The organism is Streptomyces sp. NPDC017448, assembly GCF_044330565.1.
GTDB lineage: Bacteria > Actinomycetota > Actinomycetes > Streptomycetales > Streptomycetaceae > Streptomyces.
Map to the genome: position 1 here is coordinate 55,966 of NZ_JBIRLM010000014.1, position 23,008 is coordinate 78,973.

The following is a 23,008-nucleotide window of genomic DNA, read 5'->3' on the forward strand; positions in this document are numbered from 1 at the left end:
GGAACGACACCCCCACTCCTGTTCCCCCGCCAGGAGCACTGCCCTCATGACCCTTTCGCGTACCGTCCGGCGCACGGCCCTCACCGCGGTTCTGCTCGCCGCCTCCGCGCTGGCCGTCCCCTCCACCGCGCAGGCGGCCCCGCTGCCTCCCGCGTGTCAGGAGGCGCTGCTCGAAACGCTCGACAAGTTCCCCGTCGTGGACTTCACGGTCCCCGACAAGGTCAAGAACACCATGATGGGCCAGGTGCTGGGGCTGAGCGAGGCCGAGCAGGCGGTGTTCACCGAGGTGGCGTGCGCGGCCTGGAACACCTGGGCGACCCGGAACGGCCAGGCCGTCGCGGCCGACCTGGACACCCGCTACCGGAACGCCGCCGGGCCGGTGTGCAACAAGTTCGCCAGGTCCTCGCTGGCGGCGCTCAAGAAGTACGCCCCCAACGTCCCCGCCGAGACCCGTGAGCTGGAGAAGCTGGCCAAGAAGGTCTGGCGCGACTCCATGGAGAAGCTGGTCGCGGAGGCCACCAACGCCGACTGCCGTACGGCCTACGACGCGGTGAAGACCGGCTGGTAGCGGCACCGGCCCGCCCCTGTCCTCCTCCGGGTGCCGGTACGCTGAGCGCGGTCGGACAAAGGGAGGCGCTTGTGCGGCAATTGGGTGAGCTGGAGACCGAGGTCATGGACCGGCTGTGGCGGTGGCAGCGGGCCGCCACCGTGCGTGAGCTGGTCGACGACATCAACACCACCATGGGCAGGTCGCTCGCCTACACCACGGTCCTCACCGTGGCGGACGTGCTGTTCCGCAAGGGCTGGCTGAGGCGGGGCAAGGTCGGGCGCGCCTGGGCCTACGAACCGGTGCGGAGCCGCGAGGACTACACCGCCAGCCTGATGGAGCACGCGCTGGGCGGTACGCCGGACCGGTCGGCGGCGCTGTTGCGGTTCGTCGAGCACATGTCCACGGAGGACGTGCAGGCACTGGACGTCGCGCTGCAGGCGGTCAGACAGCCGGAACGGAACCGTGGGGCGGGCGGGAAAACCGTGTCCACGGACGGTCAGCGCGAGTGAACCCGCACCTTCTCCCGCCGCTGTTCCTGGCCGCCTGTACCGGACTGCTCTGCCCCGGACTGCTGGTCCGGGCCCGCTGGGCGCGGAGGGCGCCCGGCCTGGCTCTCGCCGCTTGGGGGACCCTCGCGGTGGGCTTCGTCTTCGCGCTGGCGCTGGAAGGCACACATCTGGTGCTGTCGCGTGACCAGATGTTCTCCTCCGCCGCCGCCGTGGCGACCGTTCTGTTCGCACTGCCCCTCGTGGCGTTCTGCGTCGAACTCCTCGGCGCGCGACGCCGACGGGCACGGCACGCGGACACCCTGCGCCTCGTCGGGCGGAAGGACCCCGGCCTGGGCGTCACCGTGCTCGCGCACGGCGAGCCCGCCGTGTACTGCCTGCCCGGACGGGCCCCTCAGATCGTCGTGACCACCGGCGCCATGAGCCTGCTCACCGATGAACAGCTGGCTGCGACGCTGGAGCACGAACGGGCCCACATCGGGGGCCGCCACCACCTGGTGAGCGCCGCCGCCGAGGGCTTCTCGCGGATCTTCCCGGGGCTGCCGCTGAGCCGGCGTGCCCGGGCCGAGGTGCCGTTGCTGCTGGAAATGGCCGCGGACAGACGAGCCTTGCGGAACAGCACGCACGACGTGCTGGCCACCGCTCTCTACTCGATGGCGTCGGCCCGGCCGGAGGTGGCGGACCGGGTCGCGTTCGGAGCCGGCGGAGCGTCCGTCGTCCTGCGCATCCAGCACATACTGCACGACCGGGACCGCGCGGACCGGCCGGTCGCCCGCGGGCTGCTCGCCATGGGTACGGCCTTCGGTGTGCTGCTGTCCGTCGTCCTCACCTGCTGCGGCGTCAGCTGCTGACGCCGCAGCAGGCAGGGTGCAGGGGGGGGGCAGGAGCTAGCCCGCTTTCGCGTCCTGGCAGCCGACGAGTTCGAGCGCGGTGGCCCGGTCGGTCGTACGGACCCTGACCCGGCGGTCCACATCCTTCTCCCGGTCGGGGAACCGCACGTCCACCCGGCTGACTTCCCGGCCCTGTTCCGACAGCGCCCGCAGGGTGCACACGATCACGGCGTCCGTGTTCTTGCGTACCGACAGGCGTGCGTCGACGGCCTCGGGCGAGACCACTTCGAAGGTGATCAGTTCGCCGCTGTAGTTCTGGCCGGTGAGGTACGCGGTGCCGCTCCAGGCGAGGAAGCCGACGAACACGGCGGCGAGGACACCGCCCACGACCTTGAGGATCCGGTCCTTTCGGGCGTCCTCGCCGGGACCGGAGCCGGCGACCGGCCGGGACAGCGCCACGGGCACGGGATCCGGCGGCAGCGACGGTGATGGCGACGGAGTCGGTGACGGAGTTGGAGTCGGAGTCCGTGACGGTGGTGCCGGTACGGGGCCGGGCGTGCGGGCCTCGGGAATCTGCTCCAGTTCCCGGCGGCGCAGCCGGAACCACATGAACACGACGAAGCCCGCGAACACGAACCACTCCCCGGTGTAGCCGAGGTTCTGGAACGCCTTCAGATCGAGGCCCGCGCCCTCCGGGACGACCGGGGGCACCGCGCGCAACGGGCCGGTCGGCTCCTGGACCGTGATCCAGGCGTCATGGGGCGGACGCGGTTCGTTCGGCATGAGGCTGACGAAGGTGGCCGCGCTGATGACACCGATCCGGCCCTCGGGGAGGCCGCCCGCCCGCGTACCCCTGGTGCGCTGATTCTCCGACGCCTGGAGAGCGCCGGTCACCGTGGTGCGGCCCCGGGGTGGGGGCGGGATTGACGCGCTCGGGGTTCCGGCGGGGAGCCAGCCGCGTACGACGGGCAGTGCCCGGCCGCCGTCCGTACGGAACAGGGTCAGGACGTAGAAGGCGTCCTGGCCGTCCACCCGGCGGTCCGGGACCTGGAACTCCGCTTCGGGGTCGTAGCGGCCGCGCACGGTGGCCCGCCGTCCCACGGTGTCCGTGCTGACCGGCAGCAGCTCCGTGAGCGGGCCGGCCGTTCTGTCGGTACGGGCCTCCTGGTACGCGCGGTCGGCCTCGGTTCGTGCCGAGAACCTCTCCAGCTGCCACAGGCCCATCAGAACGCAGAACGGTACGGCCAGGACGGTGAAGAGGTGGATGCCCCACCAACGGGGCGTGCGCAGCGAGCGGTTCACGGGGGAGAGGTTTCCTTGGTGCTCAGTCGGTCGGCCATGCGGTCGGCGACCAGCGCGACGACTTCGTCCCGTACATCGTTGAGGAAGAAGTGACCGCCGGGGAACACGTCGAGGGTGTGGCCGCGGGTGGTGTGGCGACTCCAGTCGACGGCTTCGTCGACGCTCACCACGGGATCGTCCGAACCGGTCAACACGGCTATAGGGCAGCTGAGTTCGGTGCCGGGTCGGTGTCGGTAGGTCTCTATCGCCCGGTAGTCGACGCGCACGCCGGGCAGGATCATCCGCAGGAGATCGGGGTCCGAGAGCAGTTCCCCGTCGGTGCCGCCGAGTCGCCGGATGTGGTTCGCCAGCCCCTCGTCGTCCTGGAGATGGACGGACTCGGGGCGGTGCCGGCAGGGCGCCCGGCGGCCGGACGCGAACAGCAGCTCGGGGCGGGCCCCCGCCCGCTCCAGACGGCGGGCCACCTCGTAGCCGACCGTGGCGCCCATGCTGTGCCCGAACAGGGCCGTCGGCCGGTCGTCCAGGAGCGGCAGGAGAGCCGCGGCCGCCCCGTCCGCGAGGACGGCCACATCGTCGATGCCGGGCTCCCGGCTGCGGTCCTGACGACCGGGGTACTGCGCGGCGAGGACCTCGATGTCCGGTGCGAGCGCCCGGGCGAACGGGAAGTAGAAGCTCGCGGAGCCGCCCGCGTGCGGGAAACAGACCAGCCGGGACGCGGCGCTCTCCGGCGTACGGAAACGGCGGAACCAACGGGCGCCGTCCGGCCCGGGCCCGCCCGGCCCGCCGGGCGCGCTCATGCGCCGGCCTTCCGGTCGGTGGTCACGGCGGCCGGCCGGAGCCAGCCGACGGAGGCGGTTGCGGTGGTGTCCGGCCGCCCGGCCGGAGCGTCGTCCGCCAGACGCAGCAGCAGGTCCTCGTAGGCACGGAGCATGGTGTCCATCAGCCCGTCCGGGAAGAGCTCGTCGACCGCGTCCCAGGCGAGGACCACGCCGTCGTCGGTCCGGTAGACCTGGTGGTCCAGCCAGACCTGCGGGGTCTGGGAGATCATCCAGCTCCATGAGCCGAGCTCGTCGCGCATCTCCGGCGGCACGAACGCGGAGCCGAGATTGCACGCGAACACCACGGGCGCGGCCGTCCTCCTGCCGCCGTGGGCTCTGCGCAGGTCCTGGAGCACGCTCAGTGTGGAGTACTGGGCGTGCGAGGCGTTGTCGTGGAGCTGGCGCTGAAGATCCAGCGCCCTCTCCGCGAAGGGGACGGGCCGGCCCACATCGACGCTGAGCAGGATCAGACTGGTGAAGTCAGCCACCAGACCGCCCACTTCGGGGGCGAGCGGCTGCCGGTCGAACAGCGGTACGTTGAGAAGGAAGCGGTCCTCCTCGCTCCAGGCCCCGAGCACCTCCGCGTACGCGGTCGCGAGCACCACGGCCGGCGTCAGGCCGAACTCCCGTGCCCGGCCGACGATGTGCTCCCACGCCGCCGTGGGCAGAGTGAAGGCGCGCCGCGAGAACACCGGAGCGGTGATGTCCTCCGGCCGGGTGGCCAGGGGCAGCGCGGGCCCCGACGCCGGCAGTGCGGGAATCCGCTCGCGCCAGTACGCCCGGGCGGCCGCGAGCGGGCTGCCCGCCTCGGCCGGGGCGCCGCACCAGTCGCGGTAGTCGTCCAGATAGCGGGGAAAGCCGTACCCGGGGGCGGGCGCGAGGTCCGCCGGGTCGCGATAGGCCGTCACGAGATCGGCCAGGACGAGTTCGATGCTGGCCACGTCCGCCACCAGCAGGTCGATGCCGAAGTGGATACGGGTGCGGGAGCCGGGCAGCAGCGACAGCTGCACGTCCACCACCTCGCCCGCCGCGACGTCGAACACGCGGTGCGAGAGCCGGGCGCGCACATCGGCGAGGTGCTGCTCCGCCTTGTCCGGGCCGGCGTCGGTGACGTCATGGACGGTCAGTCCCGGCCACGGGCTCTCGGCGAGGATCTGCTGGCGGCCGTCGTCGAGGAACCGCGCCCGGAGCATGCCGTGCCGGGCGATGACCCGGCGTACCGCCAGGTCCAGCCGCACCGGGTCGACTCCGCTGCCGTCGAACTCCAGGAAGGCGTGGCAGCCGACACCGCCCAGGGGCATCTCCGGGCGGCGGCCGATCCAGTAGGCCCGCTGCACCGGAGTGAGGGCGAACGGAGCCTCGGAGTCTTCGGTGGTGGGCCGGGCAGGTTTCCGGGCCGGTGCCGCCTCCGCCGCGTCCCCCTTTGCTTCCGTCGCGACCGGTGCCGCTGCGGCGCCGGATGCGGTGAGGAGCGCGAACCAGGCGTCCACCGTGGGCTGTTCCGCCAGTTGACGGAAGGTCACGGAAGCGCCCGCGCGCCGCCAGCCGCCGGCCAGCCGCATCATGCGCAGCGAGTCCATCCCGTGCTTGATCAGGTTGGCGCCGTCCGGAACCGATGCGGCGTCCACCCCGAGCACTTCGGCCGCGGCGTGCCGTACGTCGTCCTTGGACATGCCGATCATCTGGGTCATCTCCCCTCCTGAGGGCCCTGGGTGGTGCCGGAATCGGCCGGACTACGGGTGCCGAGCCATGCGGCGGCCCGTTCGGCGATCGCCGGGAGTACGTCGGGTCCGACGATCGCGTAGTGATCGTGGGGCCAGACCTCCGCCTCGATACCGGGGCACAGGTCCCGCCAGGCGGCCACCGGGTCCGGCCGCTCGACCCGGTCGGCGACCAGGAGGAGGGCGGGCACCTCGCACTTCTCCGGCCGGTAGGCGTTCAGTACGTCGAGGTTGTGGGCGTGCACCCGCATGAGCAACGCGTACTGCTGTACGCCGGTTTCGGCCGGCAGCCAGCCGTGCCGGACGGCTGCCGCGGTGCCCGCCTCCATGAGCTGCCCGGCGGGGGCGGCCCGGAGCGCTTCGCGGGCGTCGGCGGGGAGCCGCCCGCCGGCCAGGTCGCGGAGGAACTCCGCGTGCCGGTCGGCCTCGGACCTCGCCGTACGGTCCTCGGTGAGATCGCTGTCGATCATGAACAGCGCTGCCTGGTGGCCCTGTCCGGTGAGCAGGCGCGCCACCTCGTACGCGATGACTCCGCCCATGGACCAGCCACCGAGAGCGTACGGGCCTTTCGGCCGCAGCTGCTGGATCTCCGCCAGATACGCCGCCGCCATCGTCTCCAGGTCCGGGTCGCCTGCCGTCGGCGTCCCCTCGGCGAGGGCCCGGCTCTGGAACGCGTGGACCGGGCCCGGCCAGTGCCGGGCCAGCGCGGTGTAGCTGGTGACGGAGCCGCCGACCGGATGGAAGAGGAACAACTCCTGCTCGCCGGAAGGCTGTTCAGCACCGGAGGACAGGGTCACGCGGCAGGTCGCCGTTCGGCCGGGCTCGTGCTCCCCGATCCGCGCGGCGAGCGCCCGCAGGGTCGGCGCCTCGAAGACCTGGCCGAACGGCAGCTCCACTCCGAGATCGGCCTGGACGCGGTTGACCAGTCGCAGGGCGAGGAGGGAATTGCCGCCGAGCGAGAAGAAGTCGTCGTCGGGGCCGACCGCCGGGAGCCCGAGCAACTCGGTCCACAGCGCACCCAGCCGGGCGAGGAGCCCGGTGGCGTCGGCACTACCGGCCGCCTCCGGCACGGCAGGCCGCATCCGTTCCCGGGCGGCGATGTCGGCGAGCGCGCTCGCCACGTCCACCTTGCCGTTGGGCGTCAGCGGAAGCCGGGGGAGCAGGTGCACCTGCGCGGGGACGAGGTAGTGGGGGAGCCGGGACCGCAGATGGGCGCGTACGGTCCGGTCGTCGAGCGCCGCGCCGTCGTCCGGCACGACCAGGGCGACCAGCCGCCGCTGCCCGCCAGGGGCCTGTGCGCCGTCGACCACGCATTCGCGGACCGCCGGGTGTTCACGGGCGGCCGCCTCGACCTCGCCCGGTTCCACCCGGAACCCCTGGATCTTGAGCTGGCGGTCCTCACGGCCCAGGAACTCGATGGTGCCGTCCGGCCGGTAGCAGCCGAGGTCGCCGGTCCAGTAGAGCCGCTCACCGGTGTCCGGGTGGTGGAAGTACCGTTCGGCGGTCCGCTCCTCGTCCGCCCAGTAGCCCCTGCTCAGTCCGGAGCCGCCGATGTGGATACGGCCCACGGCCCAGGGCGGGCAGAGCCCGAGACGGTGGTCGAGCACCCGCATGGTCTGGTTCCGCAGCGGCACACCGTAGGGGATGCTCGGCCAGGCCGGGTCGACCTCGTCGATCTCGTGGATGTTGGACCAGACGGACGCCTCGGTCGCCCCGCCCATCGCGATCAGACGGACGTCGGGCCAGCGCGAGCGCAGCAGGTCCGGCAGGGTGGTGGGGATCCAGTCGCCGCTCATCAGGAAGGCCCGGACGGGCGGTGCGGCGCCGGGCTCGGTGGCCTCGGCCAGCATCTGGGCGAGCGCCGGCACGGAGTTCCACACCGTGGCCCCGCAGTCGGCCGCGCGAGCGGCCCAGCCCACCGGGTCGGGCCGGGACGTCGCCGCGGGCAGGACCAGGGCCGCTCCGGCGGCGAGCGTGCCGAACACGTCCCACACCGACAGGTCGAAGCTCAGCGACGAGATGCCGAAGACCCGGTCCGAGGGGGTGAGGGCCACGCGCTCGTTGACGTCGAGAAGCGTGTTGACCGCCGCCCGGTGCTCGATCATGACGCCCTTGGGCCGGCCCGTGGAGCCCGAGGTGTAGATGATGTACGCGAGATCCTCGGGCGTACCCGCCGGGCCGGCCGCCGTCGGAAGGGAACCGTCCGGCTCCGTGCCCACCTCGGAAACGGCCAGCAGCGGCCGGTCGCCCAGGGCCCCGGCACCGGGCGCGGTGTGCGTCTGCACCAGGACCGCGCGGGCGGAGCAGCTGTCCAGGAGCTCGGCGATCCGCTCGGCCGGGAGCCCCGCGTCCACCGGGCAGTACGCGGCACCGGCCCGCAGCACGCCGAGGACCCCCACCACCTGCTCCCAGCCCTTGGCCATGACGACGGGGACGACGTCCTCGCGGCCGATGCCCGAGGAGCGCAGCCGGTTCGCCACCGCCCGCGAGGCGACCTCCAACTCCCCGTACGTGAGCGTGCGGTGCGGGCTCATGACCGCGACCGCCTCCGGCGTCCGGGCGGCGCTGCGCAGGAAGCCGTCCTCCAGACGCTCCGCCGGCGGCGGCCCGGCGGTGTTGAGGGCCGCGATCACCGAGCGGTGCGCCGCGGGCACCGGATCCGGTTCGCGCGAGCCCGCTCCGGGGCCGGAGAGCAGGTCGAGCATGTCGGCGTACGCGTCGAACATCAGGTCCGCGAGGCCCGGCGGGAAGGCTTCGTCGACGACGTCCCACACACAGTCGACCCCACCGGCGGCCCCGTCGTGCAGTTGGTTGTCGATCAGGACCTGCGGGGTGCGCAGATCGCTGTGGACCTCGCGGCACGCGAGCCTGCCCGAGGCTTCGGTTCCGGCCGCGCCCGAGCCGACCGCCGTACCCGGGCCGAGCATGCTGGTGAAGACGTAGGGCAGCGCGGCCCGCGAGGTCCAGCCGCGCCGGGCCGTCAGCTCGCGGGTGATCCGTACCCCGGCCACGTCCGCGTTCCGCAGGTCCCGCACGACCTGCCGCTGGAGGGCCCCCGCGCGCTCCCAGAAGCCGGCGGGGCCGCCGAGGTCCACGGCCAGCGGAAGCGTGGCCCCGAACTGCCCGACGACATCGGCCATGTCCGGGCGGGAGGCCGCCCAGTTCTGGTGCAGCATGTTCAGGCTGAAGCGCGGTGACTCCGCCCAGGCGCCCAGCACTTCGGCGAAGACGTGCAGCAATCCCGTGGTGGGCAGGACGCGGTGCTCGCGGAACGTGGCGGTCAGCCGCCGCCACCGGTCCTGGGTGAGGTGGTGGGTGCGACGCCGGAAACGCACCGATGCGATGGCCGACGGCTGCACCGCGAGCGGCAGCCGGGGCCCCTCGGGCAGCGTGTCGAGCCGTTCCTCCCAGTACCGCCACTGCTCCTGGTAGGCCGGGGTGCTCTCGTACGCCTGGAGGGCGAGGCGGCAGTCCCGGTACGTGGTGTCCGGGACCGGAAGACCGGCTGAGGGATCGTGGTAGTACGTCCGCCACTCGTCCACGACGCGGCGGATGCCGCGCCCGTCCAGGAGCAGCAGGCTCATGGCGATGTGCGCCCGGAACCGCCGCTTCCGCACGCGCTGGACGACGACCTCGAACAGCGGCCAGCAGGACGGGTCCACACCCTCCCGGCACATCCGCTCGCGGGTGGCGAACAGGGCGGCCTGCTGGTCCTGCTCGCTCAGCGCGGTCAGATCGGTCGTCCGGAACGGCAGCCGGGTGGTCTCCGCCTCGGGAAGGACGCGCTGGCTGCCGGTGTCCGTGTCGATGACGACGCGCAGATGGCCGTGGCGGCGCACCAGGACGGCGAGGGCCTGCCGGGCCCGGTCGAGGTCGAGGTCCACCAGGTCGAACTCGGCGTAATAGCTGGGATGGAAGCCGCCCAGCTCGACCATGCGGGACATGCCGACCAGATAGCCCTCCTGGAGAGGGGTCAGGGGGAACGGCTCGTACGTGCTCATCCCCGCGCCCCCGCCTCACGGGAGAGGAGTACCGCCAGCTCCTTGATCGTCGGCGCTTCGAAGAGCATGTCGATGGCCTCGCTGCCGTCCTTCTCGATGCCGAGGTCCGTGCGGAACCGGCCCGCGATGCGCACCGCGTGCAGGGAGTCGCCGCCGAGGTCGAAGAAGTTCGTCTCCGTGCCGAAGTCGCCGTGGCCGAGCGTGTCGGACCAGATCGTGTGCAGCCGCTGCTCCAGCTCGGACAGCGGCAGGGTCAGGTCCTGCTCTTCCTGCTCCCGCCAGGGGGACGGCAGGGCCGACCGGTCGACCTTGCCGTTGGCGCTCAGCGGCACCTCGTCGAGGAGCAGGAAGTGGTGCGGCACCATGTAGTCGGGCAGCAGCCGGCCCAGCGCGGTGGCGAGGGCGGCGGTGTCGAGGGGCCGGGGGCCATGGCCCTCGTCGGCCGTGGATCCCTCGGACGTACCGGCGAGCAGCACGTGCTGGATCAGCGCGTCGACGGCGGGCTCGCCCTCGGGGACCGGGGCGAAGCGGGTGAAGCCGGCCCGGGTCAGGTGCGCCTGCCACTCGGGCACCGACAGGAGGGTGGCCTCGCGCTGGTCCTGGTAGTTCCCGAAGCCTTCCAGGAAGGCGAAACTGATCATGTTGAGGGGGGAGTTGACCGTGCCCTCGATCTGCACCAACAGTCCGCCGGGGGCCAGCAGTTCCCGCAGCCGTGCCAGGGTGCGGTCCAGGTGCTTGGCGTCGTGCAGCACATTGGCCGCGACGAGGACGTCGACGCTGCCGGGCGCGAGACCCTGGCCGGCCGGGTCCTTGTCGATGTCGAACAGGCCGTAGTCGACGAAGGGATGGGCGTCCCGGTAGCGCTTCCTCGCCTGCTCGGTGAAGGCGGTCGACAGATCGGTGAAGCGATAGGCGACACGGTCGGCGGGCAGCGCGGGCAGGATCGTGTCGGCGGTCGAGCCGGTGCCCGCGCCCACCTCCAGGATGCGGACCGTGCGGTCGGCCGGAGCCGCGTCCACGAAGGCGCGTACCGCCCGGGCGGCGATTCTGTTCTGCAGCCGGGCCGCGGGATTGGTCGCGTACAGCGCCTCGGTGACCCGCCAGTCCCCGTCCGGGAGCAGGAGCTGCAGCGGGCGGACCGTGCCGCGCAGCAGTGGGAGTTGACGCTCGATGCAGGAGGTGAAGTAGTCGAGCAGCACCTCGTCGGAGCCCTCGGCGCCCAGGGCGCTCAGGACGGTCTCGATCTCGCTGTCCAGCACGGCGGCGTCGAGGGCGCGGTCGGCGCGGTACTCACCGGGCCGCCCGGTGGCGGTCAGGACACCCTGCCGGGCGAGGACCGCCGCCCACTGGGCGAGCAGCCCGCGGTAGAGGGGGCGTACGCCACCGGTGGCCACGGCCTCGTCGACGGTGGCCGTCGCGCCCGGCTCGGTGAAGCAGCCGAGCTGCGCGAAGGTGCGGGCCATCACGGACGGTGCGAGGTCTTCGAGACTCTTCCACAGCGCGCGGAACGTGGTCACGGCCGGGGCGAGTTCGGTGGCGGCGCGGTGCAGTTCGGAGTGGGCCGCTTCGAGGGCGGCCGGCCAGGCGTCGCCGCCCGGTGCACCGTCCGGGGCCGGACCGGCACGGCCGTCGTCCTCCGGCACCACATAGGCGACGAGCTGGCCCCGGCCGGTGGCCGGGTTGGCGTCGACCGTGAGCAGCGCCTCGCGCACGCCGGACTGGCGGCGCAGGACGGCGCTGATCTCGTCGAGCTCGATGCGGTAGCCGTTGACCTTGACCTGGCTGTCCTCCCGGCCGAGGAACTCGATGTCCCCGCCCGTCAGATAGCGCCCCAGGTCGCCGGTGCGGTACAGCGTCTCGCCGGTGGTCGGGTGGACCACGAACCGTTCGGCGGTACGGACCGGGTCGGCCCAGTAGCCCTTGGCGACGCCGATGCCGCCGATGCAGATCTCCCCGGTGGTCCCGACGGGGCACGGGTCCATCCGGTGGTCCAGCACGTGCAGCGTCTGGTTGGCGAGCGGCTTGCCGTACGGGATGCGGTGCCAGGAGGCCGGGACGTCCTCGACCGGGTGGTGGACCGACCAGATGGACGCCTCGGTGGCGCCCCCCAGACTGATGACCCGGGCGTCCGGGTACGGGGTGCGCAGCGCGTCGGGCAGGGAGACGGGGATCCAGTCGCCACTGAGCATCACCAGCCGCAACGGCGCTTCGGCGGGCGCGGACGACGAGTCGAGCCAGAGCCGCAGCAGGGCCGGCACCGAGTTCCACACGGTGACGCCGTGCCGGTCCACCAACTGCGACCAGTGCGCGGGGTCGTGGACCCGGTTGGCGGCGGGCAGCACGAGCGCGGCCCCGGCGGCGAGCGTGCCGAAGACGTCGTACACGGAGAGGTCGAAACTGAGGGAGGACAGCCCGAGCACCCGGTCGGCGGGCCCCACGCCGAACCGGTGGTTGATGTCCTGCACCGTGTTGGCGGCACCCCGGTGGTCGATGACCACGCCCTTGGGCCGGCCGGTCGAACCCGAGGTGAAGATCACGTACGCGAGGTCGTCGGGGGTCGGTGTGACGGCCGGCGGGCCGGTCGGGGCCTCGCGCACCTCCGGGTCGTCGAACGTGACGAGACGGATGCCGTCGGGCCATTCGAGGGTGTCGCGGAGGTGCGGGGTGGTGACGACGACGCGGACGCCGCCCTGGTCGACGAGCTGGGCGCGGCGGGCGGCCGGCCAGGAGGCGTCGATCGGCAGATACGCGGCCCGGGACAGGGTGACACCGAGGACGGCGGGCACCTGGGTGCGGCCCTTGTCGACGACCACGCCGACGAGCTGACCGGGCACCGCGCCGAGGGCGAGGAGCCGGTGGGCGAGCTGCCGGGCGAGGCCGACGGTCTCGCGGTAGGTGAGCTGTCCGTCGTCGGCGAGCACGGCGACGGCGTCGGGGGTGGCGGCCGCCCGGTCCTCGACCAGGCCGCAGAGCGTGGCGGCGGGGAGGTGGTCGGTGGTGGTGCTGTTGGCGGCGGTCCGCTCGGCGATCTGCCACCGCGGGACGCGGGGGAGCCGGTCCGTGGTGTCCCAGGACGCCGGCTCGTGGGCCAACCGCTCGAACAGCTCGGTGCAGACGGAGACGACGTCGGCGGGGAATCCGGCGGGCAGTTCGGCCGTGCGGAACTCCCAGGTGAGGGTGAGGACTCCGGCGCGCTCGGTGGCGTGGCAGGTCACCGGCGAGGCATCGGCGGACCCCGTGGACCTGCCGGTCTCCGCGGGCGACCCGGGCAGCTCGGCCAGCTGCCGGTGGACGCGGCCCGCACGTACGGCGAACGAGTCCCCGGGGCGTACATCGAAGGTCAGCTCGTGGGCGGGCCCGGTGGCCGGCGCGTCCAGCGTCAGCGCGAATTCCGGCTGTTTGGACCAGAGGCGAAGCACCTCGGCGGCGGCCGTCAGAAGAACCGCTACCGAGCTGAGACATCGCTCTCCGGACATCTGGACGATGGAATTCCATTCCACTGAGAATTCTTTGTCCGAGTGGTGGTTCGCGTCTTCTCCGGGATCGCTGAACGGAGACGGAACCGGAATGTCGGGTGCTGTGCAGGTGCCCGAAGGTCGGACGGGGAATCGGAGAGATATTCCGGAACGGAGAATTTCAGAAAGGTTCGATTCGGGCACTTCTCGATATTCCTTGCCTGTGGGCTCGGGTGGCCGGCGTGAGTGCGGTCAGGACGCGTCTCTGCCCGCGTCCTCGAGTTCGAGCAGTCCGCTGCGCAACGCCACGGCGACGGCCGAGGTGCGGTTCGGACACTTCAACTTGCGCATGATGTTGGCCAGATGGCGCTTCACGCCGTGCTCGGTGATGTCCATGCGGCGAGCGATCTGACGGTTGCTCATCCCCTGGGCGACTCCCCAGAGGGTCTCGGTCTCACGTTCGGTGAGTCGCGGACGCCGGCTCTCGTGGCGGGCCGCGGAGGAGGCCAGCTGGACGACCTGGTGCAGGGCTTCGGGCGTCACCGCGACGGTTCCGCACCTGCTCTGACCGAGCACTTCGTCGAGTGTGGCCCTGTGGAGGTCCTCCAGGCGGAGGACCGTGTTGGCGAGCACCCACTGCGCCGTGTCGAGCTGATCCTGCATCAGGGAGCGCAGGACGAGGACGACATGCGTCCTCGGATCGAGGAGCAGCGGGCTGAGCTGGGACAGATCCCGCACGCTCGCACCCGACGAGATGAGGAGTGTCAGCGGGGGTGCGGTGAGATGCACGGGAATGTCGGATGCCGCGGCCACCGCGATGATGCGGTCGGGCCGGGTGTCGGATTCCGCGAACCTCCGCAGCAGCGATCTGGAGGAACTGTCAGGATCGACGACGAGTACCTTACGACAGTCGCTGTCTGCATCTTTTTGCGTTGATTTCACTGTGACCCCCCCGGGCGAGTATCAGCCGTCACGGCTCCAACTACTATTGACCATAGTGGTTCGGGGAGTCAAGCATTTATCGTCCGCCGCTCACGGCGTCCCGACGGGTTCTTCGGTGTTCATGAGGGTTTGCCTCATGAACACCGAAGAAGCTGTCAATGTGCGAACACGGGCCCGGCCGAAGGGTCGGGCCGGCCCTTCGGCAGCAGGGTCAGGCCGGCCACGGCGGCGACCGCGGCGATGCCCGCGCAGGCGGCGAACGCACTGCCGAAGCCGTCGATCGAGGGGGCCGTACCGCCGTCCAGACTCGCCCCGGCGACGGCGGCCACCACGGCGACCCCCAGGGAGGCGCCGAGCTCGTGGCAGGTGTTGACCAGGCCGGAGCCCAGGCCGGCGTCCTTGTGCTCGACGCCGTGCATGGCGCTGGTGATGGCGCAGATGAAGCCGACACCGAGTCCGAACCCGAGCAGGACGAAACCGGGAACGACCTGGGTCCACGCGTTGCCGTCCCGCTCCAGGCCGGTCAGCAGCAGGGCGCCCGCCACGGCGACGGCCATGCCGGCGCCGGCGGTCGGCCGCCAGCCGAGCCGGGCCACGGCGGTCGAGCCGAGGTGCGCGCCGACGGTGGTGGCCAGGGCGACCGGCAGGAACATCAGGCCGGTGCGCAGCGGGCTGAAGCCGAGGACGTGCTGGAGATAGAGCGAGCAGAGGAAGAACGCCGAGATCAGCACGCCGGACGCGGCGAGCATCAGCAGGCAGCCGCCGACCAGGGAGCGCCGCGCGAGGAACGGCAGCCGGACCAGCGGGGTGGCGGCCCGCCGCTCCGCGACCACGAACAACGCCGCGCCGAGAGCGGAGCCGAGCAGCGGCAGCCACGCGGTCACATCGCCGAACCCGTGCTCACGCGCCTGCATGAGTCCGAAGATGAGCAGGGCGGGGGTGGCCGTCATCGTCAGCGCGCCGGGCAGATCCATCCCGGACGGGGCTTCGCCGTGGCCGTGCCCGTGGTCGTGTCCGTGCCCATGGCCGTGAGCGGCCGCGTCGCCGTGTCCGCGGCCATGGGCGCTCTTCGTGTCCGCCTTGACCAGGGCGGGCACCGCGACCAGGACGACGATGCCGATCGGCACATTGACGAAGAAGATCCACTCCCAGCCGATGCCGGACACCAGGACGCCCCCGAGCAGAACGCCGAAGGCCGCGCCGGTGCCGCCGATCGCGGCCCAGACGCCGAGCGCGCGGTTGCGTTCCGGCCCCTGGAACACCGTCATGATCAGCGCCATGGCGGCGGGGGACATGGCCGCGGCGCCGATGCCCTGGACGGCCCGCGCCGTGATGAGCGTGCCGCCGTTCTCGGCGAGGCCGGACACCAGCGAGGCCACGGTGAACAGCACCAGGCCGGCCAGGAACATCCTGCGTCGGCCGAGGAGGTCGCCGAGCCGGCCGCCGAGCAGCAGCAGGCTGCCGAAGAAGAGGGTGTAGACGGCGACGATCCATGTCAACGCGGTCGCACCCAGGTCGAGTTGTCCACCGATCGTGGGAAGGGCGACGTTCACCACGGTCACATCGACGATGAGCATGAACTGCGCCATGCACAGCAGCGTGAGGATCAGCCAGCGCCGGGGGTCGGGTGCGGGGCCCGGCTCGTCCTGCGCCGGGTGGGCCGCCCGGTCGTGCGGGTCGCTGCCCCGCGCGGCCGGGTCGGCGTGGGCATGACTCTCCGGGTGCACCGGAACTCCTTAACTTGAACAGCAGTGTCAGGATTAATATAGAGCAGCGGTCCGTCATTTTGAACAGCGATGTTCAAGTTATGTGGTGGGCGGGGTGATCCTGGCCGCCAGCCGGAGCACGGTCGGATGCTCGAACAACACCTGTGGCGCGAACTCCAGACCGTGCTGCCGCGCCAGCACGGCGGCGCGCGCCGCCAGGGCCGAATCGCCGCCCAGCTCGAAGAAGTCGTCGTGCGGGAGCACCTGCGACACGCCCAGCACCTCGGCCCAGACATCGGCCAGAAGGTCAGCCGTACGGGTGGAGCCGCCGGCGTCCGCCGTGCCGGCCACCCGCGGCTCGGAGCCGGAGCCGGAGCCGGAGCCCGCGTCCCGGGCGGTGCGCCCGTCGGTCGCCGATCGCTCGTCGAGGGTGGTCGCGGACGCCGGACGGGCGGGCTCCGTCCAGTGCCGCACCCGCCGGAACGGATAGCCCGGCAGCGACAGCCGGCGCTCCTGCCCGTGCCGGGCGCCGGACCAGTCGATGTCGGTACCGGCTTCCCACAGTGCGCCCAGGGCGCGGGACAGCGCCTCGCCGTCGTCGATCCTCTCGTCGCGGTGCCGCATGGCGCTCACCGCGCGGTGGTCCGGCGACCAGGCGGAGTCGCGGCGTGCCGCGGAGGCCAGCGTCCGGCCGGGGCCCGCCTCGACCAGGAAGCGACCCGCCGCGTCCGGCGTGTCTCCGCCGAGAAGCGTGTGTACGCAGTCGGACCAGCGCACGGTGGAGCGCATCTGCCGTGCCCAGCGCAGCGGATCGACGGCCTCCGCCGCGGTCATCCAGGTCCCGGTCGTGTTCGAGACCAACGGCACGGCCGGGGCTGACAGTTCGGACCGGCCCACCAACTCCGCGAAGCGTTCCGCCGCCTCGTCCATCGCCCCGGTGTGGAACGCGTGCGGCGTGCGCAGCACCGTCACCTGCACCCCGGCCGCCGTCATACGCGCCGCGAACTCCCCGGCCGCGGCCGGGGGGCCGGCGACCACGCGGGCCCCCGGCTCGTTGACCGAGGCCACCTCCAGGGCGCTGTCCACGAGGTACGCGGCCAACTGCTCCCGCGAGCAACGGACCGCCAGCATCGTCCCGGCCGGAGCGGAGTGCATGAGCCGCCCCCGCGACGCCACCAGGCGTACAGCCGTGGCGAGTTCGAACACCCCGGCCAGACAGGCGGCGGTGAACTCGCCCACACTGTGCCCGCCCAGCGCCACCGGCCGGACCCCGTACTCCTCAAGGGTGCGCGCCAGGGCGTACTCCACGGAGAACAGAGCGGGCTGAGCGATGTCCGTACGCAGCAGACGCGCCGCGTCGTCGCCGAAGAGGGCGTCCCGCGGGTCCTGCCCGGTCCCGGCGGCGAACAGCCCCGCACAGCGGTCCAGCTCACGCCGGAAGGTGCCGCCGCGCCGATGGAGGTCCTGGCCCATACGGAGGTACTGCGCCCCCTGCCCCGGCAGCAGCAGAACCGGCTCGGGCGGCCGCCGAGGACCGGGCGCGGCCGTACGGTCGGCGCGCAGCAGCTCCACTGCCCGCTCCGGTGTGTCCGCCGCGACGGCCGCCCGGTACGGGAAGGCCCTGCGCCCCTCGGCGAGGGTGTGGGCCACGTCCGCGAGGTCCGTCCCCGGGGTCAGCGCGTCGGCCAGTCGGTCCGCCGCGTCCCGCAGCGCCCCGGGAGTGCGGGCGCTGACCAGCAGCACGGGGACGGCGGCACGGGCCTGTGCCGACTCGGGGCGGGGCGGCGGAGCCGGCGCCTCCGTCAGGACCACGTGCGCGTTGGTGCCGCCGACGCCCAGCGAACTCACCCCGGCCGTCAACGGGCCCGGACCGGTCCACCCGCGCGTCTCGGCGACCACCTCGAAGGGGCCCTTGCCCAGGTGGAGTTCGGGGTTCGGTGCGGTGAAGTGGGCGGTGGCCGGGAGGGTCCGGTGCTCCAGTGCGAGCACCGTCTTGATCAACCCGACGACGCCGGACGCCGCTTCCAGATGGCCGATGTTCCCCTTCGCCGACCCGAGCAGACAGGGCTCCGTACGGTCGCCGGTCGGGTCCAGCGCCTGCCGCAGGGCCGCGACCTCGACCGGATCGCCCAGAGCGGTGCCCGTGCCGTGCGCCTCGACGTAGCCGACCTCGTGCGGGTGCACCCCCGCCACCGCGAGCGCCTCGGCGACCACCGCCGCCTGCATCTCGACACTGGGCGCGGTGAACCCCATCTTCAGCGAGCCGTCGTTGTTGACGGCGGTACCGCGCACGACCGCCCGGACCCGGTCGCCGTCGGCCAGGGCGTCGGACAGGCGCTTGAGCACGACCACCCCACCGCCGCTGCCGAACACGGTGCCGTTCGCGGCGGCGTCGAAGGGGCGGCAGAACCCGTCGGCGGACATCATCGAACCGGGCTCGTACAGATAGCCCGCCCGATGCGGCACCTTCACCGTCATCCCGCCCGCGAGCGCCACATCGCTCTCCCCGCACAGCAGGCTCTGACACGCCAGATGCACCGCCACCAGCGAACCGGAACACGCCGTCTGCACGGTCAGTGCGGGGCCGTGCAGATCCAGCGCGTGCGCGACCCGGGTCGCGAAGAAGTTCGGGTCGGTCAGCGTCAGGGCGTGGATCAGCGCCGGTGACGTACCCGAACCGAGCAACGTACGCGGATCGTGGTGCGAGAGCAGGTTGTAGCCGAAGTAGCCGCTGAAGGACGGAGCTCCGAACACGCCGACCGCGCCGTCCCGGCGGGCCGGGTCGTGCCCAGCGTCCTCCAGTGCGTGCCAGCAGGCCTCCAGGAACAGCCGCTGCTGGGGGTCCATGGCGGCCGCCACCGCCGGAGGCAGCCCGAAGAAGTCCGCGTCGAAGGCGTCGAACCCGTCGAGGGACGCGGACCGCCGTACGTAACCGCGCCCGGCGAGCACCGGGGCGGGCACCCCCGCCGCGAGCAGCTCCTCGTCGTCCAGCTCGTCCAGGCAGTCCTGCCCGGCGACCAGCCGGTCCCAGAACTCCTCCGGGGTACGGGCCCCGGGGAAGCGTCCGGCGATTCCGACGACGGCGATCGCCTCACCGGGGCCGTCGTCATCGGGGCCGGGGTGCGTCGGCCCGGGGTGCGGGGGTGTGCCGTTCACGGGTTCCTCCTCGAAGTGTTCCGTCGCCGCGCCCGGGCCGCGCCGGCCGACGCGGTACGGGCGGCGCCCCGGCGCTCGGCGTCGCGCACGACCGAGGGCACACCGGTACGCCCACCGGCACCGCCGAGGCTGCCGGCGAGCCCGTCCGCCACCTGCTCGGCCAGCTCCACGGCGCTGACGCCCTGGAGCAGCCGGGCCACCGGCACCTCGACGCCGAAGTCCTCGTACAGCGCGCTCTTGACGCGTACGGCGGTGATCGAGTCCAGCCCCAGGTGGACCAGCGGCCGGTCGTCGATCCGGTCGTGGTCGAAGAACCCGAGGACGCGGCCGACGCTCAGCAGGGTCCGGGCCCGCACGACCTCACGACGCTCCCCGTCCGGCATCCCGGCCAGCGCCGCCACGTCGAAGGCGCTCCCGGCTTCGGCCGGGCCGGCCAGCGCGGCCAGGAACGAGGAACCGCGCGCCTGCGGGTGGGCGCGGGCGAACGCGCGGTCGGTCAGCCGGGCCACGCCCGCCCGGCCCGCACCGGTGGCGAGCAGGCGCTCCAACGCGGCGAAGCCCTCGCGCACGGTCAGCTTCCCCAGACCGGCGATGTCCCGGTCCCGCACCGCGCCGACGCCGCCCCACGGCCCCCAGTTGACGGTCAGCGCGGGCAGACCGCGGGCGCGGCGCACGGCGACCACGGAGTCGAGGAAGGCGTTGGCCGCCGCGTACTCGGCCTGCCCGGGGGAGCCGACCAGGGCGGCCAGTGAGGAGAACCCGAGCCACCAGTCCAGGCCGGCGTCCACCGTGGCCTCGTGCAGCCGCCAGGCCCCGTCGGCCTTCGGCGCCCACACCCGGTGCAGCCGGCCGTCGTCGTCCGCCGTCACCGCCGCGTCCTCCAGTACGGCCGCCGTGTGCACCACCCCGCGCAGCCGCACCCCCGTGGCCGCCAGGGCGTCGATCATCCGCTCGGCGGTACCCGGCTGCGCCACGTCCCCGCGGACGAGTTCGACGTGCGCGCCCAGCGACCGGATGCGCTCCAGCTCCTCGGCGGCGTCGGGGCCGACGACCCCCCGGCCGCCCAGGACCAGAGCGCCCGCGCCGCCCTCGGCGAGCCAGCGCGCGGTGGCCAGACCGAGGCCCCGGGTCCCGCCGGTGACGAGATAGCCGCCGCCGGGCCGGACGACCGGCCGGCCGCGCCCGTGTGCCGCGCCGCCGGTGCCGCCCCCAGTGGCCGTCGGCGGCCCGGCGGTCAGGCGCGCCACCAGCCGCCGCCCGTCGCGCAGGACCACCTCGTCGGGCCCGTCCCGGTCGAGGATCTCGTCGACGGGCACCGGACCGGGACCCGCCAGGTCCACGCTGCGCGCCCGCAGTTCGGGGCGCTCCTGGCACAGCGTGCGGACGACCCCGCGCAGCGCCGCCTGCTCCGGGTCCGGCTCCTCGTCGGGGCGCACCTGCTGGGCGCGCACGGTGAGAACGGTCAGGGGCGGGGGCGGCGCGCCGGTCTCCTCGGCGCGGAGCAGCAGACCGGCGGCGAGCCGCAGCGCGATGTCCACCTGCCGCTCCGCGCCACGGGGTACGTCGGCCGGTACGTCCGGTGCCGCACCCGCGACGAGGAGTACGCCGTCCGCATGCCCGGCGGACCCCAGAGGCGCCGACGGAGGCAGCAGCTCGCACGCGACCCCGGCGGCCGACAGCGAGGCGGCCGCCGCACTGTCCGGATCGGCGTCCACGACGAGCCACCGGAGCCCGGCGCCCTGCCGTGGCTCCGGTGCCGGGCCGGGCTCCCAGCGGACGTGCCGGAACAGGGGTTCCACATCGACGGGCAGCGCCTCCGCGCCGACCCGGCCGATCCGCAGGCCGGTCACCTCGGCGACGGGCGCCCCCTCGGTGTCCATGATCTCGATGTCGGCGTGGAGCGCTCCCGTGGCGGCGGTGAGCAGCCGGGCACGGCACACGAGGGTGTCGCCCGGCTGTCCGAAGAACCGGATCCGCTCGATGCCGGTGGGCAGAAAGGTGCCGTCCACGGCGGTCGGAAGCAGTGCGCCCACTCCGTGCAGACAGGCGTCGAGCAGCGCCGGGTGGAAACGCCAGCGGCTGTCGGGGATGAGGGCCGGGGGCCGGGACACCCGGCTCGTGGCGACGCCGCCCGCCACCCGCACCTCGCCGACCCCGGCGAACGCGGGCCCGTGTTCCTGGCCGAGGGCGTGCAGCACCGCGTACAGCTGATGCGCGGCGACCTCGACGCCGTCCTCGCCGCCGGAGCGCACGGACGAGGGAACGGAACCGGCCGGGACCGGGTCCGCCGGGTCCACCGAGAGCCGCGCACGGGCGAGGACCGTCGGCTCCGCTCCGGTGCGGACGCCCGCGACGACGGTGACCGTGCCGCCGCACCCCTCGGTGTCCTCCTCCAGGGTGGTGGTGAGCGTGACGGGGTCGGTGAGCGGGAGCAGCCGCACCAGCTCCAGGCCGTCGACGCGCACCGCGCCGGGGCGGGCGCCGAAGGCGTCGCAGGCGGCTGTCAGGGCGAGTTCGGCGTACGCGGCGCCGGGGAGGACCGGTGCGCCCTGCACCCGGTGGTCGCCGAGCCACGGCAGTCGGTCGAGCGAGACCTGGCTCTGCCACAGATGACGCACCGGTGTGCCGGGCACCACGATGTGGTGGCCGAGCAACGGGTGTGGAGCCGCGTCGACGGGCGTGCGGGCGGGGCGGTCGAACGTACGGTGCTGCCAGGCGTAGCCGGGCAGCTCGGCGTGCCGTCCCGGCGTGGCCGCCGCCCGGGGCAGCGTCACCCCGGCGCAGTGCAGGGCGGCGAGGGTGTCGGCGAGCGCGTCGGACCCGGCGACACCCCGGCTGAGCGTGCCCAGCACGGTGCTGCGACCCCCGTGCGTGGCATCGGCCTCCAGTACGGTCTCCAGAACGGACTGGGCGACCACCGGGTGCGGCGAGACCTCCAGGAATACCCGCAGCCCGTCGTCGGCCGCCGCCCGCACCGCCTCCGTCAGCCGGACCGGCCGCCGTAGATTGGCCGCCCAGTACGCGGCGTCGAGCGCGGCCCGTTCCCTCGGGTCCTCCAGCGTGGTGCCGTAACAGGGCAGCCGGGCGGGCGCGGGGGCGATGTCGGCGAGCGAGGTGCGGAGTTCGCCGAGCAGGGGGTCCACCAGAGGGCTGTGCGCCCCGATCCGTACGCCGGGGACCAGCCGGGCGAGCAGCTCCTCGCCCCGGCACTCGGCGACGAACCGTTCCACGGCGTCCGGCCGACCCGCCACCACACAGGCGCGGGGCGAGGAGTGGACGGCGACGGAGATCCCCGGGCGGCCGGTCAGCCGGCGGCGCGCCTCGGCCGCGGGCAGCTCCACCAGCGCCGTGGCGCCCGTACCGGCTGTTCGCTCCATCAGCAGTGAGCGCCGGCACACGATCCGCGCACCGTCCTCGGGGGTCAGCGCACCCGCGACCACGGCCGCAGCGATCTCTCCCATCGAATGCCCGATGACGGCCGCGGGCCGGATACCGCGCCCGCGCAGCACGGCGGCGATGCCGAGCTGGAGGGCGTACACGGCCGGCTGGACCCGGTCCATGCCGGAGCCGGTCAGGCCGTCCTCGGTGACGAGCGTGCGCAGGTCATAGCCGCTCTCCTCCTTCACCGCCCCTTCGAGCGCGGCCACCGTGGTGGCGAACTCGGGCTCCACGGCCAGGAGTTGCGCACCCATACCGTCCCACTGCGAGCCGTGCCCCGAGAAGACGAACACCGGGGCGACCGGCCGGGCGTCCCGTACGGCGCCCCGGGCGACGAGAGCTCCGGGCCGGCCGCCGGCGGCCACGGCCCGCAGCAGCCGGATCAGCGTTCCCCGGTCGGCGGCGCGGACCGTCAGCCGCTCGGCGAGATGAGTACGCCGCACGGCGAGGGTGTGCGCCACGTCGGCCAGCGGGACCTCGGCGCCGTCCCCGGCGAGCCAGTCGGCGAGCCGTCCGGCACCGGCGAGCAGCGCCGCCGGGGAACGCGCGGAGAGCGCGAAGAGCATCTCTGGATGTCCCATGG

The 23,008-nt window shown here is 73.3% G+C and carries 12 protein-coding genes; 3 read left to right on the forward strand and 9 right to left on the reverse strand.

The window, feature by feature from the left end:
* The first annotated feature begins 46 nt into the window (after positions 1-46).
* From ACH4K1_RS22335 to ACH4K1_RS22345, 3 genes are all read left to right on the forward strand, one after another.
* Complete coding sequence (locus tag ACH4K1_RS22335; RefSeq protein WP_398091028.1) at positions 47-568, forward strand: hypothetical protein; 522 nt, start codon at positions 47-49, stop codon at positions 566-568.
* Positions 569-639: 71 nt separating this feature from the next.
* On the forward strand, positions 640-1,059 hold the full coding sequence (locus tag ACH4K1_RS22340) for a BlaI/MecI/CopY family transcriptional regulator (protein WP_398091029.1): 420 nt from the start codon (positions 640-642) through the stop codon (positions 1,057-1,059).
* The gene (locus tag ACH4K1_RS22345; RefSeq protein ID WP_398091030.1) at positions 1,056-1,907 is read left to right on the forward strand and encodes a M56 family metallopeptidase; all 852 of its coding nucleotides are present in this window, start codon (positions 1,056-1,058) and stop codon (positions 1,905-1,907) included. Before ACH4K1_RS22340 ends, ACH4K1_RS22345 begins: the two co-directional genes overlap by 4 nt.
* A 36-nt stretch (positions 1,908-1,943) precedes the next feature.
* On the opposite strand, the gene ACH4K1_RS22350 is transcribed toward ACH4K1_RS22345, so the two are convergent.
* The 9 genes from ACH4K1_RS22350 to ACH4K1_RS22390 all read right to left on the reverse strand — a co-directional run bounded on the left by ACH4K1_RS22350 (position 1,944) and on the right by ACH4K1_RS22390 (position 23,006).
* Positions 1,944-3,188, reverse strand: a complete 1,245-nt coding sequence (locus tag ACH4K1_RS22350) for an SURF1 family cytochrome oxidase biogenesis protein (protein WP_398091031.1) — start codon at positions 3,186-3,188, stop codon at positions 1,944-1,946.
* Positions 3,185-3,985: a thioesterase II family protein gene (locus ACH4K1_RS22355; protein ID WP_398091032.1), complete on the reverse strand. Its 801-nt coding sequence runs from the start codon at positions 3,983-3,985 to the stop codon at positions 3,185-3,187. The genes ACH4K1_RS22350 and ACH4K1_RS22355 overlap by 4 nt, the downstream gene beginning before the upstream one ends.
* Positions 3,982-5,697, reverse strand: a complete 1,716-nt coding sequence (locus ACH4K1_RS22360; RefSeq protein WP_398091033.1) for a condensation domain-containing protein — start codon at positions 5,695-5,697, stop codon at positions 3,982-3,984. Before ACH4K1_RS22360 ends, ACH4K1_RS22355 begins: the two co-directional genes overlap by 4 nt.
* Positions 5,694-9,728, reverse strand: coding sequence for an amino acid adenylation domain-containing protein (locus tag ACH4K1_RS22365; RefSeq protein ID WP_398091034.1), 4,035 nt, complete (start codon positions 9,726-9,728; stop codon positions 5,694-5,696). Before ACH4K1_RS22365 ends, ACH4K1_RS22360 begins: the two co-directional genes overlap by 4 nt.
* Positions 9,725-13,204, reverse strand: coding sequence for an amino acid adenylation domain-containing protein (locus ACH4K1_RS22370; RefSeq protein WP_398091035.1), 3,480 nt, complete (start codon positions 13,202-13,204; stop codon positions 9,725-9,727). The genes ACH4K1_RS22365 and ACH4K1_RS22370 overlap by 4 nt, the downstream gene beginning before the upstream one ends.
* 231 nt (positions 13,205-13,435) lie before the next feature.
* The gene (locus ACH4K1_RS22375; protein ID WP_398091036.1) at positions 13,436-13,921 is read right to left on the reverse strand and encodes a response regulator transcription factor; all 486 of its coding nucleotides are present in this window, start codon (positions 13,919-13,921) and stop codon (positions 13,436-13,438) included.
* Positions 13,922-14,280: 359 nt separating this feature from the next.
* Positions 14,281-15,852 carry an MFS transporter gene (locus ACH4K1_RS22380; protein ID WP_398091037.1) on the reverse strand — a complete coding sequence of 524 codons (1,572 nt, stop codon included), beginning with the start codon at positions 15,850-15,852 and terminating at the stop codon, positions 14,281-14,283.
* A gap of 78 nt (positions 15,853-15,930) precedes the next feature.
* Entirely contained in the window at positions 15,931-18,987 is a 3,057-nt protein-coding gene (locus ACH4K1_RS22385; RefSeq protein WP_398091038.1) for a type I polyketide synthase, read from the reverse strand.
* Entirely contained in the window at positions 18,984-23,006 is a 4,023-nt protein-coding gene (locus ACH4K1_RS22390) for an SDR family NAD(P)-dependent oxidoreductase (RefSeq protein WP_398091039.1), read from the reverse strand. Before ACH4K1_RS22390 ends, ACH4K1_RS22385 begins: the two co-directional genes overlap by 4 nt.
* Between the last annotated feature and the right edge of the window lie 2 nt (positions 23,007-23,008).

Coding starts and splice junctions, on each gene's coding strand:
- ACH4K1_RS22335 (WP_398091028.1), top strand. CDS start 47: ATGACCCTTTCGCGTACCGTCCGGCGCACGGCCCTCACCGCGGTTCTG.
- ACH4K1_RS22355 (WP_398091032.1), bottom strand. CDS start 3,985: ATGAGCGCGCCCGGCGGGCCGGGCGGGCCCGGGCCGGACGGCGCCCGT.
- ACH4K1_RS22360 (WP_398091033.1), bottom strand. CDS start 5,697: ATGACCCAGATGATCGGCATGTCCAAGGACGACGTACGGCACGCCGCG.
- ACH4K1_RS22365 (WP_398091034.1), bottom strand. CDS start 9,728: ATGAGCACGTACGAGCCGTTCCCCCTGACCCCTCTCCAGGAGGGCTAT.
- ACH4K1_RS22370 (WP_398091035.1), bottom strand. CDS start 13,204: ATGTCCGGAGAGCGATGTCTCAGCTCGGTAGCGGTTCTTCTGACGGCC.
- ACH4K1_RS22390 (WP_398091039.1), bottom strand. CDS start 23,006: ATGGGACATCCAGAGATGCTCTTCGCGCTCTCCGCGCGTTCCCCGGCG.